Source organism: uncultured Maribacter sp., from assembly GCF_947500405.1.
In the GTDB taxonomy this organism is placed as follows: Bacteria; Bacteroidota; Bacteroidia; order Flavobacteriales; family Flavobacteriaceae; genus Maribacter_B.
The window spans coordinates 14,437-35,056 of sequence record NZ_CANMRY010000001.1; the positions used below are offsets into that span (position 1 = coordinate 14,437).

17 protein-coding genes and 3 tRNA genes are annotated in these 20,620 nt (G+C 32.0%); 11 read left to right on the forward strand and 9 right to left on the reverse strand.

Going from position 1 to position 20,620, the window contains the following annotated elements; all coding sequences use genetic code 11:
• Nucleotides 1-182 precede the first annotated feature (182 nt).
• Nucleotides 183-770: a porin family protein gene (locus Q0945_RS00075; protein WP_299429540.1), complete on the forward strand. Its 588-nt coding sequence runs from the start codon at nt 183-185 to the stop codon at nt 768-770.
• Between the two features lie 81 nt (nt 771-851).
• Here the strand turns inward: Q0945_RS00075 and Q0945_RS00080 are convergent, their stop codons facing one another.
• Nucleotides 852-1,793 (reverse strand): hypothetical protein, encoded by a 942-nt coding sequence (locus tag Q0945_RS00080; protein ID WP_299429543.1) that lies wholly within the window; start codon nt 1,791-1,793, stop codon nt 852-854.
• Between the two features lie 79 nt (nt 1,794-1,872).
• On the opposite strand from Q0945_RS00080, the gene Q0945_RS00085 reads away from it, so the two are divergent.
• From Q0945_RS00085 to Q0945_RS00095, 3 genes are read left to right on the forward strand one after another with little or no spacing between them, the layout of a single operon-like run.
• Complete coding sequence (locus tag Q0945_RS00085; RefSeq protein WP_299429545.1) at nt 1,873-2,244, forward strand: S4 domain-containing protein; 372 nt, start codon at nt 1,873-1,875, stop codon at nt 2,242-2,244.
• Nucleotides 2,231-2,812, forward strand: coding sequence for a methyltransferase domain-containing protein (locus tag Q0945_RS00090; RefSeq protein ID WP_299429547.1), 582 nt, complete (start codon nt 2,231-2,233; stop codon nt 2,810-2,812). The genes Q0945_RS00085 and Q0945_RS00090 overlap by 14 nt, the downstream gene beginning before the upstream one ends.
• Nucleotides 2,813-2,825: 13 nt before the next feature.
• Entirely contained in the window at nt 2,826-3,323 is a 498-nt protein-coding gene (locus Q0945_RS00095) for a phosphoribosyltransferase family protein (protein ID WP_299429549.1), read from the forward strand.
• Here Q0945_RS00095 and Q0945_RS00100 read toward each other — a convergent pair.
• On the reverse strand, nt 3,315-3,830 hold the full coding sequence (locus tag Q0945_RS00100) for a shikimate kinase (protein WP_299429551.1): 516 nt from the start codon (nt 3,828-3,830) through the stop codon (nt 3,315-3,317). The genes Q0945_RS00095 and Q0945_RS00100 overlap by 9 nt on opposite strands.
• 138 nt (nt 3,831-3,968) lie before the next feature.
• Between Q0945_RS00100 and Q0945_RS00105 the strand changes: the two genes are divergently transcribed.
• The 4 genes from Q0945_RS00105 (at nt 3,969) to Q0945_RS00120 (ending at nt 5,663) form a co-directional block, all read left to right on the forward strand.
• Nucleotides 3,969-4,041: transfer RNA gene (locus Q0945_RS00105), tRNA-Lys, on the forward strand.
• A 96-nt stretch (nt 4,042-4,137) separates the two neighbouring features.
• Nucleotides 4,138-4,210: transfer RNA gene (locus Q0945_RS00110), tRNA-Lys, on the forward strand.
• A 273-nt stretch (nt 4,211-4,483) separates the two neighbouring features.
• Complete coding sequence (locus Q0945_RS00115; protein ID WP_299429553.1) at nt 4,484-5,515, forward strand: LacI family DNA-binding transcriptional regulator; 1,032 nt, start codon at nt 4,484-4,486, stop codon at nt 5,513-5,515.
• 64 nt (nt 5,516-5,579) lie between these two features.
• Nucleotides 5,580-5,663 (forward strand) — tRNA-Leu (locus Q0945_RS00120).
• Nucleotides 5,664-5,697: 34 nt separating this feature from the next.
• Here the strand turns inward: Q0945_RS00120 and Q0945_RS00125 are convergent.
• From Q0945_RS00125 to Q0945_RS00135, 3 genes are all read right to left on the reverse strand, one after another.
• Nucleotides 5,698-6,261 (reverse strand): TlpA disulfide reductase family protein, encoded by a 564-nt coding sequence (locus Q0945_RS00125; protein ID WP_299429555.1) that lies wholly within the window; start codon nt 6,259-6,261, stop codon nt 5,698-5,700.
• 1 nt (nt 6,262) lies between these two features.
• Complete coding sequence (locus tag Q0945_RS00130) at nt 6,263-6,817, reverse strand: TlpA disulfide reductase family protein (RefSeq protein ID WP_299429557.1); 555 nt, start codon at nt 6,815-6,817, stop codon at nt 6,263-6,265.
• A gap of 69 nt (nt 6,818-6,886) precedes the next feature.
• Nucleotides 6,887-9,160 (reverse strand): aconitate hydratase, encoded by a 2,274-nt coding sequence (locus Q0945_RS00135; protein WP_299429560.1) that lies wholly within the window; start codon nt 9,158-9,160, stop codon nt 6,887-6,889.
• A 193-nt stretch (nt 9,161-9,353) separates the two neighbouring features.
• Here Q0945_RS00135 and Q0945_RS00140 point away from each other — a divergent pair, with 193 nt between their 5' ends.
• From Q0945_RS00140 to Q0945_RS00150, 3 genes are all read left to right on the forward strand, one after another.
• A complete protein-coding gene (locus tag Q0945_RS00140) occupies nt 9,354-12,548 on the forward strand; it encodes an AsmA-like C-terminal region-containing protein (RefSeq protein ID WP_299429562.1) in 3,195 nt (1,064 codons plus the stop codon).
• Nucleotides 12,549-13,183: 635 nt separating this feature from the next.
• The gene (locus tag Q0945_RS00145; protein ID WP_299429564.1) at nt 13,184-13,423 is read left to right on the forward strand and encodes a hypothetical protein; all 240 of its coding nucleotides are present in this window, start codon (nt 13,184-13,186) and stop codon (nt 13,421-13,423) included.
• A 6-nt stretch (nt 13,424-13,429) separates the two neighbouring features.
• Nucleotides 13,430-13,945 (forward strand): DUF2335 domain-containing protein, encoded by a 516-nt coding sequence (locus Q0945_RS00150; protein WP_299429566.1) that lies wholly within the window; start codon nt 13,430-13,432, stop codon nt 13,943-13,945.
• 204 nt (nt 13,946-14,149) lie between these two features.
• Here the strand turns inward: Q0945_RS00150 and Q0945_RS00155 are convergent, their stop codons facing one another.
• The 4 genes from Q0945_RS00155 to Q0945_RS00170 form a co-directional block, all read right to left on the reverse strand.
• The gene (locus Q0945_RS00155) at nt 14,150-16,927 is read right to left on the reverse strand and encodes a bifunctional aconitate hydratase 2/2-methylisocitrate dehydratase (protein ID WP_299429568.1); all 2,778 of its coding nucleotides are present in this window, start codon (nt 16,925-16,927) and stop codon (nt 14,150-14,152) included.
• A gap of 290 nt (nt 16,928-17,217) precedes the next feature.
• Entirely contained in the window at nt 17,218-18,171 is a 954-nt protein-coding gene (locus Q0945_RS00160; protein ID WP_299429570.1) for a MoxR family ATPase, read from the reverse strand.
• Between the two features lie 4 nt (nt 18,172-18,175).
• Nucleotides 18,176-19,630, reverse strand: coding sequence for a peptidylprolyl isomerase (locus Q0945_RS00165; RefSeq protein ID WP_299430302.1), 1,455 nt, complete (start codon nt 19,628-19,630; stop codon nt 18,176-18,178).
• The gene (locus tag Q0945_RS00170; protein WP_299429572.1) at nt 19,614-20,492 is read right to left on the reverse strand and encodes a peptidyl-prolyl cis-trans isomerase; all 879 of its coding nucleotides are present in this window, start codon (nt 20,490-20,492) and stop codon (nt 19,614-19,616) included. The genes Q0945_RS00165 and Q0945_RS00170 overlap by 17 nt, the downstream gene beginning before the upstream one ends.
• Nucleotides 20,493-20,620 lie beyond the last annotated feature (128 nt).

The window sequence follows — 20,620 nt, forward strand, 5'->3', positions numbered from 1 at the left end:
AAAAAACTTAAGAAAAGGATAAAGATTAAATCTAGTACCGTTAATTTGTTATTTTAAAATGTTAAATATTTTTGCTCCTTTTTATCTTAACAATAAAGAGTAATGCCTTGCGTTCTGCTAGTAGAGACGAAAAATAACAATGGTATCATTATTGCTGCTGTTGAATTGTAAAAAATGAAATTATGAAAAAAATTCTTTTAGTAGCAGTATGTGCTTTGTTTAGCATTTCTGCATTTTCTCAAAAAGAAGCTGGTTTTGGTATAACTGGCGGACTTAATTATAGTGCTAATGGTGATTATTTTGAATCTGCCTCTAATGCAGCTGAAAATCCTGATAGAAACATAGGGTATCATATTGGTGTTTATGGTAAAGTTGGAGAGCGCTTTTATGTAAGACCTGAATTATTATACACCAGAACAAAGTCTGATTATGATGGGGACAAGTTTAACATGAGTAAGCTAGATGCCCCAGTTCTTGTTGGCGCAAAAATAATTGGTCCTTTACATATTTTTGCAGGACCTGCTTTTCAATATATATTAAATACTGATTTTGATGGTATTACCATAAATGATGTAGAAAATGATTTTTCTGTTGGTTTACATATTGGTGCAGGAGTAAATTTAGGAAAACTAGGGATAGATGTGAGGTATGAAAGAGGCTTAAGTAGTAATGAAGCTAGTTTTATTAATACAAATATTACTACATTACAAGCTAGTAGAATAGATGTAAGACCGGATCAAATAATTCTTAATTTATCTATTAAATTATAATAAAAAATAGTGCGTAGCTATAGTAACAAAAAAGCCAGAAAGTAAATTACTTTCTGGCTTTTAATTTAATATTTGCGTTAATTAATTCACATCAGGATTTAAATAATCTGCTGTACCACCATTTTCTGTTCCTGGGTAAGAATCTGGACTTGTAACCTCACCCGCCTCATTTCTTATTTCCTCGTTTGTTGGTGTAAAATCTCCGTCATCATCGGTATCTAAATAGTCTGCTCCTCCATCTTCATCGGTATCATCATTTCTTGGATTGCCATCTTTATTAATATCTTCTTTCCATGTTGGGACTCCATCTCTATCATGGTCAGATTCTTCTACACGAAATAAATTAACTTTAAAAATTATTGGTGCGTAAGCAACTCCAGGTCGTGTTCCTGCAAAATAAGCCAACCCAGATGGCATAAATATTAATCCTACTCCTGGATCTAGAATAGTAAAAGTCCCATCTCCGTTCTCTTCTACCTCGCCACCTGCTTTTAAACCTGCAACACCTTTACCAAAACCACTTACAGTTGTAACCATATCAAACCAAACTGGTGCATCTGCACTATCAAAAATAGTGTTGTCTATACGTCTTCCTTCATATGTTACAAAAGTAGAATCCATAGCAGTTGGTTGCACACCTTGATCTCCATCCCCTTTATTAGCAACTATATAATACAACGTATGCTCAATGTCTATTTCATTTCCAGGTAAATTAAAATCCTCCGAACTAACCTTAATAGTTTCACTCTTCAATTCTGGAGAATCAAATAACGAAGTTTTATCAGCGTTATCCCCTTCTATTACTCCAATTTTTATTTGGTAATCAAAACCATCGGGTTTATTCTCAAATTCCTCATAGTTATAAAAGTGTGTCTTTAAGTATTCTAAAATTTCCGCATCGTCTTCAATGGCTACTTCGCTTAGTAATCTAGGAGGATCAACATTATTACCATTATCATCATTATTACAAGACAAAGCAATAATAACTATTACTACTAGTGTTAAAAACTTATTCATTTTCATTAAAAAATAATTTAAATGCCGAAGATACAATTTTCCCTTATTTTTGTAGAGTACGTTAATAAAGAATTTTAATTCAAAAATGCGAGTAGACAAATACTTATGGAGTATCCGATACTATAAAACTAGAAATATTGCTACTACTGCTTGTAAGAAAGGGCATGTAAAAGTAAATGGACAAGTAGTAAAACCATCTAGAGAAGTATACCCTATGGATAAATTAATTGTACGCAAAGAGCAAATAAACTATGAATTAGTAGTTTTAGATACTCCTAAAAGCAGGGTTGGTGCCAAGTTAGTAGACATTTACAGAAAAGACACTACCCCCAAAGAAGCCTTTGCTCATGATGAACTCTTACAACATGCAAAAGATTATTATAGAAAAAAAGGGACAGGAAGGCCTACCAAAAAAGATAGAAGAGAAATTGAAGATTACTTAGATGAATCTGAATAAAGAATTTTGGGAGAATAAATATGAAAACAAAGATACTGGTTGGGATATAGGTTATATTTCTACACCATTAAAAACTTATATAGACCAATTAAAAAATAAGAATATAAAAATATTAATTCCTGGAGCAGGAAAAGGATATGAGCCTATTTATTTACATGAACAAGGTTTTAAAAACGTTTTTGTTGTAGATATAGCTAAGCAACCGTTAGATTTAATCCTTAAAAAAGCTCCCTGTTTCCCAATAGAAAGATTAATTCAAGAAGATTTTTTTAATCTAGAATTAAGCGGATTTGATTTAATTTTAGAACAAACTTTTTTTTGTGCAATTTCTCCTAAATTGCGTCCAAATTATGTTTCAAAAATGCATAGTTTATTAGCTAAAAAAGGTAAATTAGTCGGGCTTCTTTTCAACTTTCCAAAAACAGAAAAAGGGCCTCCATTTGGCGGTAGTAAAAATGAATATGTAACCTTATTTGACAATGATTTTACAATAAAAATACTCGAAAAAGCATCAAATTCTATTTTACCTAGAGCAGGTAAAGAACTCTTTTTTATCTTTGAGAAGTAAATTATAGCGGACTATGAAAAACACAATACTATCTCATAAACAAATACAACATAAAATAAAGCGTATTTCTTATCAAATTTTTGAGGCAAATGTTGATGAAAAAGAAATAATTATTGCTGGTATTGATGGTGTTGGTCTAAAGTTTGCAAAAAAAATTCAAACTATACTACGAAAAATAACAGATGCAGAAATTACTTTATGCAAAGTTATGATGGACAAAACTGATCCTTTAAAAAGTGGTGTAACTACTTCTATACCAGAGAATAAATACCTAAACAAATCTGTTGTATTAGTAGATGATGTTTTAAATTCTGGAACAACTTTAATTTATGGTGTACACCATTTTTTAAAAACCCCTTTAAAACAGTTAAAAACAGCAGTTTTAGTGAATAGGAACCACAAAAAATATCCTGTAAAGGCAGACTATAAAGGAATTTCTTTGTCTACCTCTTTACAAGAACATGTAAATGTTACTCTAGAAGCTAATAATGATAGTGTTTTTTTAGACTAATAATTGCTTAATAGTTTCTACTGTTTCTTCTGGAGTTCTAGTATCTGTATTTAAGGTATTATGGGCTTTGGAATAAAAGAAACTCCTTTCGAACATATGCTTTCCAATAAATTCTGGCATTTCCTCATCCTTAATATTTTTAATTAGCGGTCTATGCTCTTTCTCTAAAGAAAGGCGTTTTACTAACTCATTAATCCCCACCTTTATATAAAATACATTTTTAGTTGCAGAAAGTATTGTGCTCATGTTTACACCATAACAAGGAGTACCTCCTCCCGTAGAAAGAACTATATTTTTTTCTTTATTTAAAATTTCTTCTAAATAATAAAGTTCTTTTTTTCTAAAATAAATCTCCCCTTTTTCTTTAAAAATATCAGGGATTGTTTTTTTTTCTGAATCTTCAATATAATCATCTAAATCTAAAAAAGAAAGGTTCATATTTTTCGCAAGTAACTTACCAACAGTAGTTTTACCACTCCCCATATAGCCTACTAAAACAATTTTCATACAGTATTTTTTTTTACAAAATTCAGCTAATTAATAACCATTTCAAAGAATTTTAAAATTTCTTTAAAATCTCCTTGCTAAATTAATTAAACGTACTATATTTGCACCCGCAATAAGGATTTTAGTTCTTTATATTTTGACCTGGTAGCTCAGTTGGTAGAGCATCTCCCTTTTAAGGAGAGGGTCCTGGGTTCGAGCCCCAGCCAGGTCACAGATACTTAAAAACCTCTTTATTTAAAGAGGTTTTTTAATTTAAATATGTGCTCTGTTTATTATTATAAAAATCACATAAGTTCTTCATAATTTTGACCTGGTAGCTCAGTTGGTAGAGCATCTCCCTTTTAAGGAGAGGGTCCTGGGTTCGAGCCCCAGCCAGGTCACTAAATAAACTTATTTTTTTTATATACTTCAGAAAAATTAAATAGTAACTACACCTAAACAGAACAAAATAAGTTCCTTTTTTGTCAAAAAATTACATGTAAAAATTTTGTGATAAAAGATTTTACTCGTGGTTTTTTTAAGCATTATCCCTAAATAATAGAATATTCTGATTAATAATAATGCACGCGAATAAACTTATACTGCTTTAATAAATGAAATTTTCTTTTTTAAATCCTATTTTTACAATTATAAATTAGTCATTTGCTTAAAACATGGGAATAAAACAAATTGCAAAACTCGCAAATGTATCTATTGGTACAGTAGACCGTGTTATTCATAAAAGGCCAGGTGTTTCTAAAGAAACAAAAGCAAAGATTCTTAAAATTATAGAAGAAACCGGATATACAAAAAACACTACTGCTAGCAGGCTTAAGCTAGCTTCTATAAAAAAGATAAAATTTGCTGTGTTATTGCCTGAGACCAAAAAAGAATGGAATTATTGGAAACTACCTATTCAAGGCATAAATAATGCCGTTAATGAATTAAAAGAAATGGGGGTTGCTGTAGACTTTTTATATTTCACAGATTCTAATACGTATACAAAAAGTATAGAATTTATTTTTTTGAAAGAATATAACGCTATTATTACAGTTCCTTTTTTTAAAAAAGAAAGTAATACTCTATTACAAAAAGCTGCTAAAAAAAAAACTACCGTTGTTTTTTTAGATACCGAAATAGACTTAGAAAAAAATGCTCACTTTATTAGGCAAAACTCTCATCAAGCAGGTAAAGTTGCCGGAAGATTACTTTATGGCCTTGTTGGTGCAGATGGGGAATACCTTGTTATAAATAAACAAAACGACAAAGGAACTTTAGTTAACAACTTACAAAGAGAGGATGGTTTTAAAGAGTTTATAAAAAGTGTACAGTACAAAAAAGAAATACTTTCTAAATCTTATATCTTTAAAAAAGACTTTAATTTATGTCCTGATTTAATTACATGGTTAAAAACTAAGTCTCTAAAAGGGATTTTCGTAACAAATTCTAAATCTCATATTATTGTAAAAGCATTAAACAAAGAAGGTATTACAAATACGCAAATAATTGGGTTTGATTTGAATGACAAAAATATTAACTGCTTAAAAAATGAAGAAATAAGCTTCCTAATTAATCAGCAACCTGAATTGCAAGGATATATGGCCATTAAAAACTTATTTAACCATATTGCTAAGCAAGAAACTTTAAAAACAAACTACAATATTCCTATAGATATTATCTTAAAAGAAAACCTTTTAACTTCATAGAAACAAAACTCTAAATTAATTTTTAGTTCCCCACTAGCTTTATATATTTGCGCTTTATTATATTGCCCACGTGGCGGAATTGGTAGACGTGCTACCTTGAGGGGGTAGTGTTCTTATGGACGTGCTGGTTCGACTCCAGTCGTGGGCACAAAACGCTTTTTTACTATGTATAAAAGCGTTTTTTATTCCGCAACAATAAGTCCATCTATTAATTTTCTGGTTTTATCACTATTCCAATCTGCGGCACCCGTTTTGACTACTACAATTTCTCCTTTCTTATTAACTATATAGGTTGTTGGTATACTATTAGATGAAAAAGCCTCTGGTGCTTTAGAATACTCGTAATACACAGGAAAAGTAAAATGATTTTCTTGAAGATAAGCATTTACTTTTTCAGGGGCATCTTGTGCTATAAATAAGAATACAACATCTTTATTATAGGTTGCATATAATTCTTGTAAACTTGGCATTTCTGCAACGCAAGGAGGGCACCAAGTAGCCCAAACATTTATTAATACTACCTTACCCTTTGTTTCTCTTAAGTTTATGTGTTCCAATTTAGAAGTACGTAACTGCCAATTATAATCCTTAATTATAACCCGCTCTTCTTCATTCACCATAGAAGGACTAAAAGAAATTATTCTATTTACATATACTTTAATAGAAAAACCTAAGGGAGTAAATAACAATATAACTAGTAGCGCAACAAACAGTATATTACCAATTAGTTTCTTGTTTATTTTCATCTTACTCCTTTATCAAATCTTGCAACAAAGTATCTATTGTATTATTATCCCAATCTGCAATATCTAATTCTTTAATAACAACCTCTCCTTTTTTATTTAAAAGATAAGATGCTGGTGCCTCTAAAATTTCTAATGGCGATTTTTTTCCTATAAATAGATAGGTTACAGGAAAAGTAAATTTATTTTTTATCATAAATTCTTCCACTGGCGCCCTTTCCTCATTGGTTATAATATAAAAATCTACTGTATCCTTATATTTATTATATACTTCTTGAATTTCTTGTAACTCTGCTGCACAAGGCAAACGCCACGAAGCCCAAAAATTAACAAAAACAACTTTCCCTTTAGATTTATTAAAATTAAAAACATTCCAATTAGGGTCTTTTAATTCCCATTCATAATCTTTAATTTTTTCTCTATTCTCTACTGCAATAACAGTTGGTGTTTTAGCAAATATTTTATTTAACCACACCTTACCATAATAACCCACTGGGGTAACAAAAAAAGAGGCTACTGCAACTATTAATACTACGTTTACTAATGTTTTTTTACTCATATATACTCCAAAACTAAAAAACTCCTGAAGAAAATCAGGAGTTTTTTATTAAATATTTATAACTAGCAATTAGCTAGCGTTTTCCATTTTTATAACATTTAAAGCAGAACCTTTTCTGTACCACTCTATTTGCGCATCATTATAGGTATGGTTAGCCATAATAACATCTTTACTTCCGTTTGCATGAACAATTTCAATTGTTAATTGCTTATCCGGAGCAAACTCAGAAATATCTATAAAATTAAACGTATCATCTTCTTGAATTACATCATAATCATTCTCATTTGCAAACGTTAATCCTAACATACCTTGTTTTTTAAGGTTGGTCTCATGAATACGAGCAAAAGATTTTACAATAACTGCTGCAACCCCTAAATGCCTAGGCTCCATTGCTGCATGCTCACGAGAAGAACCTTCTCCGTAATTATGGTCTCCAACTACAATACTTCTTATACCTGCAGCTTTATATGCGCGTGCCGTATCTGGAACACCACCAAAGTCTCCTGTTAATTGATTCTTTACAAAATTAGTTTTCTTACCAAAAGCATTTACAGCACCTATTAAACAGTTATTAGAAATATTATCTAAATGTCCACGGAAACGCAACCAAGGCCCAGCCATAGAAATATGATCTGTTGTACATTTACCAAAAGCTTTTATTAATAATTTAGCTCCAATTAAACTCTCATCTTTTATAGGAGTAAAAGGCTCTAGCAACTGCAATCTTTCAGAATCTGGAGATACTTTAACCACAACACCAGAACCATCTTCATCTGGAGCTAAAAAGCCTGCATCTTTTACATCAAACCCTTTTGGTGGTAATTCCCATCCTGTTGGTTCATCAAACATTACTTCTTCTCCGTTTTTATTAATTAGGGTATCTGTAATTGGATTAAAATCTAATCTTCCAGCAATAGCAATAGCTGCAGTAATTTCTGGAGAAGCTACAAAAGCATGTGTATTTGGGTTACCATCTGCACGCTTGGCAAAGTTTCTATTAAAAGAGTGTACAATACTATTTTTAGGAGCATTCTTAGGATCACTATATCTTGCCCATTGCCCAATACATGGTCCACAGGCATTTGTAAAAATTTTAGCATCTAGGTTTTCAAATATTCCTAGAATACCATCGCGCTCTGCAGTATAACGCACTTGTTCCGAACCAGGGTTTATTCCCAATTCTGCTTTCATTTTTATTCCTTTATCAATAGCTTGTTGCGCTATGGATGAAGCTCTAGACAAATCTTCATAAGAAGAGTTAGTACAAGAACCTATTAATCCCCACTCTACCGCTATAGGCCAATCATTCTCTGTAGCCTTTACATTCATATCTGTACCAACTTTGGTAGATAAATCTGGCGTGAAAGGGCCATTTAATAATGGTGTTAATTCCGATAAATTAATTTCTATAAGCTCATCAAAATAGTCCTTCGGATTTGCATAAACTTCTGCATCACCAGTTAAGTATTCCTTAACCTCATTTGCTGCATCTGCAATATCTGCCCTATCCGTAGCTCTTAGATAACGTTCCATAGCTGCGTCATACCCAAAAGTGGATGTTGTAGCACCTATTTCTGCACCCATATTACAAATAGTTCCTTTTCCTGTACAAGATAAAGATATAGCCCCAGGGCCAAAATATTCTACTATAGCTCCAGTTCCTCCTTTTGCTGTTAAAATTTCTGCTACTTTTAAAATAACATCTTTAGGAGCTGTCCAACCAGAAATTGTTCCTGTTAACTTAACTCCTATTAATTTAGGAAACTTTAATTCCCAAGCCATTCCTGCCATAACATCTACAGCATCTGCACCACCAACACCAATAGCTACCATTCCTAAACCACCAGCATTTACAGTGTGCGAATCGGTTCCAATCATCATTCCTCCTGGAAATGCATAATTTTCTAATACTACCTGATGAATAATACCTGCTCCTGGTTTCCAAAAACCAATTCCGTATTTATTAGAAACCGACTCTAAAAAATCAAAAACTTCTGCACTTGTAGTATTTGCTGATTTTAAATCTGCTGAAGCTCCGTCTTTTGCTTGTATTAAGTGATCACAATGTACTGTGGTTGGTACTGCAACTTTAGTCTTCCCCGCTTGCATAAATTGTAATAGTGCCATTTGTGCCGTTGCATCTTGACACGCAATACGGTCTGGCGCAAAATCTACATAATCTTTCCCTCTTACAAATGCTTTGTTTGCTTTACCATCCCATAAATGGGCATATAAAATCTTTTCTGCTAAAGTTAAAGGTTTACCTACTACTTGTTTTGCAGCATCTACTCTATTTTTAAGATTTGAGTAAACTCCTTTAATCATGTCAATATCAAATGCCATAAGATTTTTATTTTTAATTTCTTTTTAAGTTTTCTCTAAGGTACAAAAATTACCACATTCCTATAAAGCAAATATACAATCTATTCGTACGGTCATCTCCAGTAACTAAATCCTCTTTGAAATAAAATTTTTTTGACACGAATTCGTTATTCTTAGTAATACAGACCTTTCCTAATCCCTAAAAATATCTACTGTGAAGATTAAAAAATTCTGGAAACGAATTTTACTAGCATTAATCTTAGTTCCAATGCTATTAATAGGGAGCCTAATGCTATATATTCAGAGTAATCAATCTGAAATTATTAAAGGAGAAATTACCAAACTAAACAAAGAACACAAAGGGCTTATTAGAGTTGGCAAAAGCAAATTATCTCTTTTTAGCAATTTTCCGTACGTCTCTATAAAAGTATATGATGTACAGATTTTGGAAACAAAAAAAGACAATGCGCCTATTATCATGAATGTAAAAGACATATTCGTAGGTTTTAATCTATGGGATATTGCAAAGGGAAATTATGATATTCAGTCTTTAGTACTAGAAGAAGGCGTTTTTAATGTCGTAATTCATGAAAATAACACTACTAATATTCAAAATTCCTTAGCTAGCACACAAGAATCAGAAACACCATCTACTAGTATTCATTTAAAAAAAATAAAATTTAAAAATCTTGATATTCACACATTAGATGAAGCTACCAATACTGATGTTGAAAAATTTATTTATACTGGAGTAGGTGGTTTTAGTCAAACAGACAGTATCATCGCAGGGCATATAGATACCGATTTTGAATTAAATGTGATAAAAGATGGAGATACGACTTTTATTCATAAAAAACATTTTGAAATTCATACCGATGTGGCATTTAATGAATACACTGGCATTCTAAACATACAACCTTCGGGTATTGTCATGGAGAATGGGGATTTTGAACTAGAAGGCTCTATAGATACAAAGAATGATGTAGACCTTAACCTTTCTATAAAGGGAACTAAGCCCAATTTTGATATGCTTATTGCTTTTGCTCCTACAGATGTAATACCCATATTAGATAAGTACAAAAATGCTGGTGAAATTTATTTTAATGCTACTATTCAAGGACCGTCTAACAAAGGAAACCGACCTTTTATAAACGCCAACTTTGGAGCAGGAAAAGCCTTTTTGGAGAATACCCAAAAAAGAAAAAAAATAGATAATATGGGTTTCCATGGCCATTTTACAAATGGCGCAAATAGAAATACCAGTACTATGGAATTTTCTTTAACCGATATGACTGCATCTTTAGAAAAGGGAGAATTTAAAGGGTCTCTTTTTGTAAAGAATTTTGAATCTCCTGAAATCGACATGCAACTAAACTCAAATTTTAATCTCGATTTTGTTACAGACTTTTTTAACCTACAACAAGTACAAGATGCCTCTGGGCAAGTATCCCTGAAAATGAATTTTCATGATATTATAGACATAGATAATCCCGAAAAGGCCTTAGAAAAACTGAACCAAGCTTATTTTGCAGAATTATTGGTAAAAGATTTGAGTCTGTCTTCTAAAGAGCTTCCAGCTCCCTTACAGAATCTAAATGTACATTTAGTAATGAATGGCAAGGAAGCAACATTGCATAAGTTTCAATTATTAATGGGTAATACCGATGTATCTATACGTGGTTTTCTTTCCAATTTACCAGCCATAGTACACCATACCAACATTCCAGTAAAAGCGCATTTAGATATAGCCTCTAACACCATAGATGTTTCCGAATTAACTGGTTTTTCAAAAAAGGATTCTATACAAACTGGTATCGATGAACAAATAAAAAACTTAAGTCTAGGGCTTTCTTTTAAAACTTCTGCCAAAGATTGTACAGAAACTACTTATTTGCCTAAAGGAGAATTTTTTATAGATAGTTTATATGCAGACTTAAAACATTATCCGCATAAACTACATGATTTTCATGCCGATATATTAATAGATGAGAAAGACTTACAGTTAGTAGATTTTACAGGTTATATAGATGATAGCGATTTTCATTTAAACGGCCTCATACATGATTATGGCTTTTGGATGCAACCAGAGCTTAACGGAGAGGTAGATTTAGATATTAATCTTACTGCTAAAAAACTAAAACTCGAAGACCTCTTTTCTTATAAAGGAGAAAATTACGTTCCCAAAGAGTACCAACATGAAACCTTTAACAATTTGGCATTGCATTTTGCGTCTAGCATGCATTATAAAGACTCCTCATTACATTCTATAGATTTGGATTTAGATAAGCTAGATACCAAAATGAAATTACACCCACTTCGTTTTCATGATTTTAAAGGAAATATACATTACGGAGAGGAACATATAGTTATAAAAGATTTTCATGGAGAAATAGGAACTACCAATTTTAATTTTGATTTAAACTATTATTTAGGGAAGGATGCACAAATAAAGAAAAGAGATAATTATTTAGCACTAAAAGCAAATTATATAGATTTTGATGCCCTTTTTAATTTTGATGCAAGTCCGCCAAAACAAACAGGAGTTGTTACTTCAAAAACTGAAGATGTAAAAGAGCATGCAGATGCATTTAACATATATGAGTTGCCATTTACAGATATGCAATTTAAGGCAGATATTACTCATTTTATATACCATAGAATAGACTTACAAAATATTAAAGCCGATTTAAGAACTACTCCTAACCATTACCTTTATGTAGATACATTAGATATGAATGCCGCAGGAGGAAGTATTCAATTAAAAGGGTATTTTAATGGCAGTGATCCAAAACATATTTATATGCAGCCCAATTTGGTTTTAAATAATGTGGATTTGGATAAATTGCTGTTCAAGTTTGAAAATTTTGGACAAGACCATCTCGTTTCAGATAATTTACAAGGAAAGCTTACTTCTAGAATTAATGGTAAAATTAGAGTATATCCAGATTTGGTGCCAGATTTAGACCAATCTACTTTAGATATGGATGTACAAGTATTAAACGGAAGATTAAAAAATTATAACCCAATGCTAGCACTTTCCGATTATATGGAGGATAAAAACTTGCAAAATATTCGGTTTGACACCTTGCAGAATAACCTAAATATACAGCAAGGAAAAATTACCATTCCCGCAATGACCATTGCTTCTACTCTAGGGCATATGCAACTTTCTGGTACGCATGATAATAATCAAAACATAGACTACGCCATACGTATTCCTTGGAAAACCGTAAAAAAAGCCGCTTGGCAAAAACTGTTTGGAGGCAAGAAAGATACTATTAGTAGTCTCCAACAAGAAGATGAAATTGTAAAAGTAGATGCTAACCAAAAAACAAAATACCTTAATTTAAAAATTAAAGGAACTATAGACGACTACAAGGTGTCTTTAGGGAAGAAAAAAGGACAATAGCAATTGTTATTTACTCCCAATAATTAAGAATTAAAAAGTAAAATTTAGTGCTTTTACTAAGAAACAATTCATCCTTTTTAACTTATATTGATTACTTGACTTTATCGAAAAATAAGGAAATTAGCATATCATTGGATACAAAATATTAATGTTCTTTTTTATCCGCGACAATCTGGTTTAATGAAATTATTTCAAAACAGAATTTAACCTATTAAAAGAATTAAACAAATTAAATCCATCAGTAAAGCACCACCTAATCGTTGGCTTTCTTATCAGCATCTGGATATTTATTTTGCTTATTATTAGAGCCTTTGATGATGGCACATTGGACTTTCGCCTATGGTTTTTAATAAGTATTGGATTTAGCCTAACTGCATTAATATCGTATACTTTTCTTTCTCTTATTCAAAAAAAAACTTATACTAAATTTTTAAAATGAAGTATTAGCGTAAAAATACATATATAATTTTATAATTAAATTAACGTTTTAAAAGTGCTATTAAACTAATTTTGGCACGGAAATAGCTATTTTTACGTACATTGTTGGCTCTATTTTTTTTATTATTACTTTTGTCAACGATTTAAAATTAAATATTTTTTATTATATTTAGATATCAAATCTCATAACAATAACTATGAAAAAAAGAAAAATAAAATATAAGACTGATTATCTCTTACCTAAAAATAATTTTTTGGTTGGAATGGGGTCTATATTAAATTTAGCAGGTAGTTATTTTGAATATAATTACTCAAAGTCAGATGGTGATGCAGACCTAAAAGCTTTAACCTCAGATTGGGAAAATATCGGAGAAGATATTAGAAAATCTAAAAGTAATTTTGAAAAAGAGAATAAACAAGAATTTTGTTTAAAATAATTTCTTGTGTCTAAAAACAGAAAAGTTGAAAGTAAGCCTGCTATAAAAAAAGCGCAGCAAGAAATTCCAGAAGAACTTCAAGTAATAGAGGAAGATTTAACAAGTTATAATCCAGAAATTTTTAAGGGAGTTCCCCATAAAAAGAAAATGGAAATTCTACAAAGTTTTTCGATAGTATCAATTCAACATAAAAGCCATTCAGGCCCTTTACCTGATGCAGATACTTTAATAAAATATAATTCTGTTATCCCGAATGGAGCTGATAGAATTATGAAAATGGCAGAAACCCAACAAACTCATCGAGTAAGTATTGAAAGTAAAGTAATTACTAGTCAATCTAACCAAAGTAAATTAGGGCAAATATTCGGATTAATAATTGGTTTAGTCGGAATTGGATGTGGTACGTTTTTAGCTGCTACAGGAGAACCTACAGTTGGTGGAATTATAGCTGGAGCAACAGTTGTCAGTTTAGTATCCGTTTTTGTGATTGGAAAATCAACTCAACGTAAAGGTTCAGATTAGCAGTTACATTTCTCAAATCGTAACCTATAATACAGGATAAGCAACAGCTTAAACGCTCGATATTAACATGTTACATCCAAACTTATAAACACTTCAATTCTACTCATTCTTTATCCTTTAGATTAACTTGAAATGACATATAAAAACAAAAAGTCCGAGCTTAAAAACTCGGACTTTTTAAAATATTATAATCGTAACCTAAAACTAACTTACTAATTGCTTTTGAGAAGGTTTAAACTTTGTAAGTACAATACCTTCTACAGCAGCTTCGTACTCTTCCATAGTAGGTGTTCTTCCTAAAATAGTAGATAATACTACTACTGGTGTGGAGGATAATAAAGATTCTCCTTTTTTCTCCGCTGCATCTCTCACAACTCTTCCTTGGAATAAACGTGTAGAGGTGGCCATTACGGTATCTCCTGGCTCAGCCTTTTCTTGGTTACCCATACAAAGGTTACATCCTGGACGTTCTAAGTACAGCATATTTTCATATTTAGTACGTGCTAAACCTTTTGGTGCGTCATCATCGAATACAAAACCGGAGTATTTTTCTAATATTTCCCAATCGCCTTCTTCTTTTAACTCATCTACAATGTTATAGGTTGGTGGTGCAACTACTAAAGGTGCATTAAACTCCACTTTTCCTTGTTGTGCCTCTACATTCTTTAGCATTTGCGCTAAAATCTTCATATCTCCTTTATGGATCATACAAGATCCTACAAATCCTAAATCTACTTTCTTAGTACCTCCATAGAAAGATAATGGTTGAATGTTATCGTGTGTATAACGCTTAGATACATCTTCGTTATTTACATCTGGATCCGCAATCATTGGCTCCACAATCTTATCTAAGTCAATTACCACTTCTGCATGGTACTGTGCATCTGCATCTGGCTTTAAAGCTGGTCTTTCACCAGATTTTAACTCTGAAATACGCTTGTTTGCTTTATCTACTAAGCCTTGTAATACCTTCTTGTCGTTATCCATACCCTTATCTAACATAATTTGGATACGATCTCTTGAAATTGCTAAGGACTCTGCTAATGTAGCATCTTCCGATATACAGATAGATGCTTTTGCTTTCATCTCTGCCGTCCAATCTGTAAATGTAAAGGCTTCATCTGAAGTTAAGGTACCAATATGTACCTCAATGATTCTTCCTTGGAATACATTCTCTCCGCCAAACTGATTTAACATCTGCTCTTGCGTAGCATGTACCACATCACGGAAGTCCATGTACGGTTTCATATTTCCTTTAAAGGTTACTTTTACAGACTGTGGAATTGGCATAGTAGCCTCTCCTGTTGCCAATGCTAAAGCAACGGTTCCAGAATCTGCTCCAAAAGCAACACCTTTTGCCATACGTGTATGCGAATCTCCACCGATAATTACATCCCAATCATCTACGGCTATATCGTTTAATACTTTATGAATAACATCGGTCATTGGAAAGTATTTTCCCTTAGGATCACGACCTGTAATTAATCCAAAATCATTCATAAATGACATTAATCTTGGAATATTAGCTTTAGACTTATCATCCCAAACTGAAGCAGTATGACAACCCGATTGGTATCCTGCATCTACAATTGGTGAAATAACAGTTGCTGCCATCATCTCTAACTCTTGAGAGGTCATTAATCCTGTAGTATCCTGAGAACCAACAATATTAACTTCTACTCTAACATTAGATCCAGCATGTAATGTTTTTCCTGGTGTGGTTCCTACTGCATTTTTGTTGAATATTTTTTCAACGGCAGTTAACCCTTGCCCTTCTATAGAAACTTCTTTTGCCGCAGCGTATACTTGAGGAACATCTATTCCTAAAGCTTTACACGCAAAAGTTTGTAATTTTTTACCGAAAACAACGGCGTAAGAACCACCTGCTTTAATAAACTCCATTTTTGGAGGTGTTAATGCTGTAGAAATATCTTTAACGGCTTTACCGTCTTTGTATAATTTTTTCTCTTTTGTATTTATAGTAAGTACTGTACCTGTTTCTACAGAATATACTTGTTCTAAAACTGGTTCTCCGTCTGCATCATAAACGGTTTTACCGTCCGCATCCTTTTTAGTTATCCAGTTTTTAAGATCAATACCAATACCACCAGTTACCCCAACTGTTGTTAAGAAAATTGGAGCAATACCATTTGTTCCAGCAATAACTGGTGCAAAATTAATAAATGGCACGTATTTGCTAAAAGGAACCCCTGTCCATAAGGCTACATTATTAACTCCAGACATTCTTGAAGACCCCACTCCCATGGTTCCTTTTTCCGCGATTAACATTACGCGCTTATCTGGATGCTGCTCTTTTAAAGCTAACAATTCATTTTGCATATCTTTATTATGCTCAAACATACACTGACCATGTAATTCACGGTCTGATCTTGAGTGTGCATCGGCACCTGGCGATAATAAATCTGTAGAAATATCTCCAACACCAGCAATATAGGTTACGATTTCTATCTCTTCTTCTACTTCTGGAAGTTTTGTAAAGAATTCTGCTTGCGCATAACTTTCTATAATTTCTTTTGCAATAGCACTTCCTGCTTTCATTGCGTCTTCTAAACGGTCTGTATCTGCTTCATATAGGAATACCTGGGTTTTTAAAACCTCAGCTGCTTGTTTTGCTATAGATGCATCTTCACCTAAAGCTAAATCTAACAACACTTCAACGGAAGGCCCACCTTTCATGTGCGATAATTGCTCTAAAGCAAAATCAGGTGTAATTTCTTTTACAACTTCTTCTCCTAAAATAATTTCTTTTAAAAAGGTAGCTTTTACACCTGCAGCACTTGTGGTTCCAGGTAAAACATTATAGATAAAAAAGTGAAGAGAATCTTCTCTATACGCATTATCTACATCTTTAATTTGGTCAATAATTGCGCTTAATAATTCTGCGCCATCAATTGGTTTTGGATGAAGCCCCTGTCCTTTTCGTTCTTCAATCTCCGCAATGTAATCCTTATAAATAGTCATAAAAGAAATTAGTTTAGTATTGTATTTTAATAAGTGATTTTATCTAGCTATAAGCATTTTCTCTATATAGCCCTATCCACATAAAACGCTCTTCCCAACAAAAATATTTTAGGGAAATTCAATCTTGTAAAATTACTAAAATCTATAAGTTTTTGGAAAAAATTCTAGTTGCCTCACTATTGTTTTAAAGAAAAACAAAAAAAATAGGTATGAAAAAACGAATTCCGTATTTATTGAGTGCTTTTTTTAACAATATCGCTAACGAAAACGTTTGAAATACAGTAACGACACTACCACAAATGTTTTATAATTGTCTCTTCGGAGATATTTTCGGCCTCTGCTTTGTAGTTTTTTATAATTCTATGTCTTAAAATCCCAAGGGAAACGGCTTTAACATCTTCTATATCTGGAGAAAATTTACCATTAATTGCCGCATGCGCTTTTGCAGCTAAAACTAAATTCTGTGATGCTCTTGGCCCTGCTCCCCAATCTATATATTGTTTTACAAAATCTTCTGCAGTATCTAAATTAGACCTAGTTTTATTTACTAACTTAACTGCATATTCTACTACATTATCAGGAACAGGTATTCTTCTAATTAATTTTTGAACTGCAATAATTTCTTCTGCACTAAATAAAGTATTTATTACTGCTTTGCTATCTGATGTGGTATTTTTTACTACTTGTATTTCTTCTTGTACAGACGGGTATTTTAACTCTATTGCAAACATAAAACGGTCTAACTGCGCTTCTGGCAAAGGATACGTACCTTCCTGCTCAATAGGGTTTTGGGTTGCTAATACAAAATACGGTAAATCTAATTTATGCTGTGTTCCTGCAATAGTAACTGCTCTTTCTTGCATTGCTTCTAATAAAGCTGCTTGCGTCTTAGGTGGCGTTCTATTGATTTCATCTGCCAATATAATATTAGAAAATATTGGTCCTTTTATAAATTTAAAATTCCTGTTTTGATCTAAGACTTCGCTACCTAAAATATCACTTGGCATTAAATCTGGCGTAAACTGTATACGCTTAAAATTTAAACCTAATGTTTGGGCTATAGTATTTACCATTAAGGTTTTTGCCAAACCAGGAACACCTATTAACAAAGAATGTCCTCCTGTGTAAATAGAAAGTAATATTTGATCTATTACTTGATTCTGCCCAACTATAACTTTAGCAATTTCTTGCTTTAAGGCTTTGTGTTTTTTTACTAAATTTTCTATTGCAGTAACGTCTGACATGTATTTATTCCTTTACCCAATTATTGGTAAAATCGCAGTCTTTCTTAGAGTCATTTACACTAATATAAGTATCTTCTATATGATTATCCATCCACTCTTTAATAGCTTCGAACTGCTTTTCTGTTAGTGCTAATTTCTGAATTTTAATATAGTCTTTTGCAAAATCTGCTACATGTTCATCATACCTATTAGTAACTTTTAATAGCTTATATTTTGGAGGACCTCCTCTTGGGTCATCTTCTCTAATAGGATAAGAAACTTCATTGTCTTTCAAGTCTCTTACTTGGTTATATAGAGATGGGTCCATTTTTGTTAACTCAAAACGAGAATCAAAATTTGTTGGGTTTCTTAACAAACCTCCATCAAACTTTGTTTCTTTTTCATCAGAAAAATTAAGAGCAGCTTCTGCAAAAGTGAACTTCCCTTCGTTTATTTTAGCGCGTATACTATCTAGCTCTGTTTTAGCTTCAAGTAATGCATCGTCCGAGATTTCTGGTTGAATTAAGATATGCCTTAAATCTAACTCTTGGCCTCTAATTTTTTCAATAAAAATAATATGGTATCCAAATTGTGTTTCAAAAGGCTCTGAAACTTCTCCTTCTTGTAAACTAAATGCTACGTCTTTAAACGTTTTATCAAACCCTGTTTCTTTTGTAATACTATAAAACCCTCCTTTAGATTTGGAACCAGGATCTTGAGAATACAAAATAGCCTTTACACTAAAACTAGCATCATTATCATCTACATCGGCCTTAATTTCATTTAATCTATCAATTACTTTTTGTATTTCTTCTTCAGATGGTTTTGGAGATTTTACAATCTGTGCTATTTCCATTTCTGCACCAAAAACGGGTCTTTCTTCTTTTGGAATCTTATTAAAAAACTGTCTTACTTCTTCCGGTGTAATTTCTATTTCAGATACAATGCTACCCTGCATTTTCTCTGATAACATACGTAATTTATTAATCTTAAATAATTCCTCTCTAAAACTAGCCTCATCTTCTTTTTTATAATACTTTAAGACCTTGTCCATTGATCCTATTTGTTGTACTAAAGATTGTAGTTGCCTATCTCCTGTTGCATTTACCTCATCATCAGAAACTAAGATACTATCTTGTACTGCTTGGTGGGCATACAAACGGTCTTCCATTAATTTTCCTAACAAACTACAACGTGTAATATCTTCTGTAGATGCTCCTTGACTTTTTAAATCTATCAGTGTTTTTTCTATGTCAGACTCTAGAATAACATAATCCCCAACTACTGCAGCAATACCATCTAACTTAATTCTCTTAAAAGTAACTGAATCTTTTACAGGTTCTATAGTTGCTTCTTCTACTACTACTTCTTTAGGTTCTATTTGCGTATCTGGAACTTCTTGTTCTACTTCCTGTGCAAAAGCAACTCCAGAAAACATACTACATATAAATAATGCTTTTATTTTATTCATTCTTAACATATACTTCAAATTCTTTTTCTTTAACTGCTTCGTCTATTATTTCTGTTTCCAATTTTCTAACAAAATCTAACTTTCTTCTACTTAGCAAGACTTGTTTAATATTTGGTTTTACAAAAGACAAAGGAGCAACGTCATTTACTTCTTTTACTTCTACAATTTTTCCCAAATATACCCCTAATGCATCCTCCAATTCAAAAAATTGTGATTTTTTTAAGTACTTATCCTGATTATCAATAGTTAATGGAGGTATTTCTTGTATAACTCTAGAGGCAGATACCCAAATAGAATCATTAAAATTTAATTTCTTAAACTGAACACCAATAGAGTCTAAGAATTTTAAATCGTGACTTTTAAAGCTCTTTAGCTTTTTTATTACCTCTTCTTTATTTAAAAATTGTTTAGGCAACTCTACAAAACGTAGTTTAACTATTCTTTCTTTGAGCTTAAAATTTTCTTTTTCACGTTCATAAAAACTTTCTAATTGTGCATTAGTCACCAAAGAATCGCTCCCTTGTTGCACTAAAGCGTCTTTATAAGCTCTGGTATATAAATCCGTTTTATAATTTGCTACTAGAGTATCAAACTCCGCTAGCTTTTCTTCTGGTAAATTAATCTTTGCTTTCTTTAACAACAACTGCTTAGAAGCCCAATTATTAACATAATTAGAAATTATTGCCGCACTATCATTAGAAGAAATTCCTTTTCTTAAAAAAGGAGCCACACTACTCATATATAAATAAGACTCTCCTACTCTTGCCAAGGGTTTTTTCTCTTCTTCTTTCTTAATAAAAGAGCCACAAGAAAAGACACTAAAAACAATTACCAAACACAAAATAAATTGTGTTGCAATTTTTAACTTCATATTCATTTTAAATAAACACATTCCGCAAAAATAGTAATAAGATGGTGTTTCGCAATATTTTATGTTTTTACTAATTACATTTAATACCCATATTATATAGAATTACTAATTTAGACCTCTAATATTTT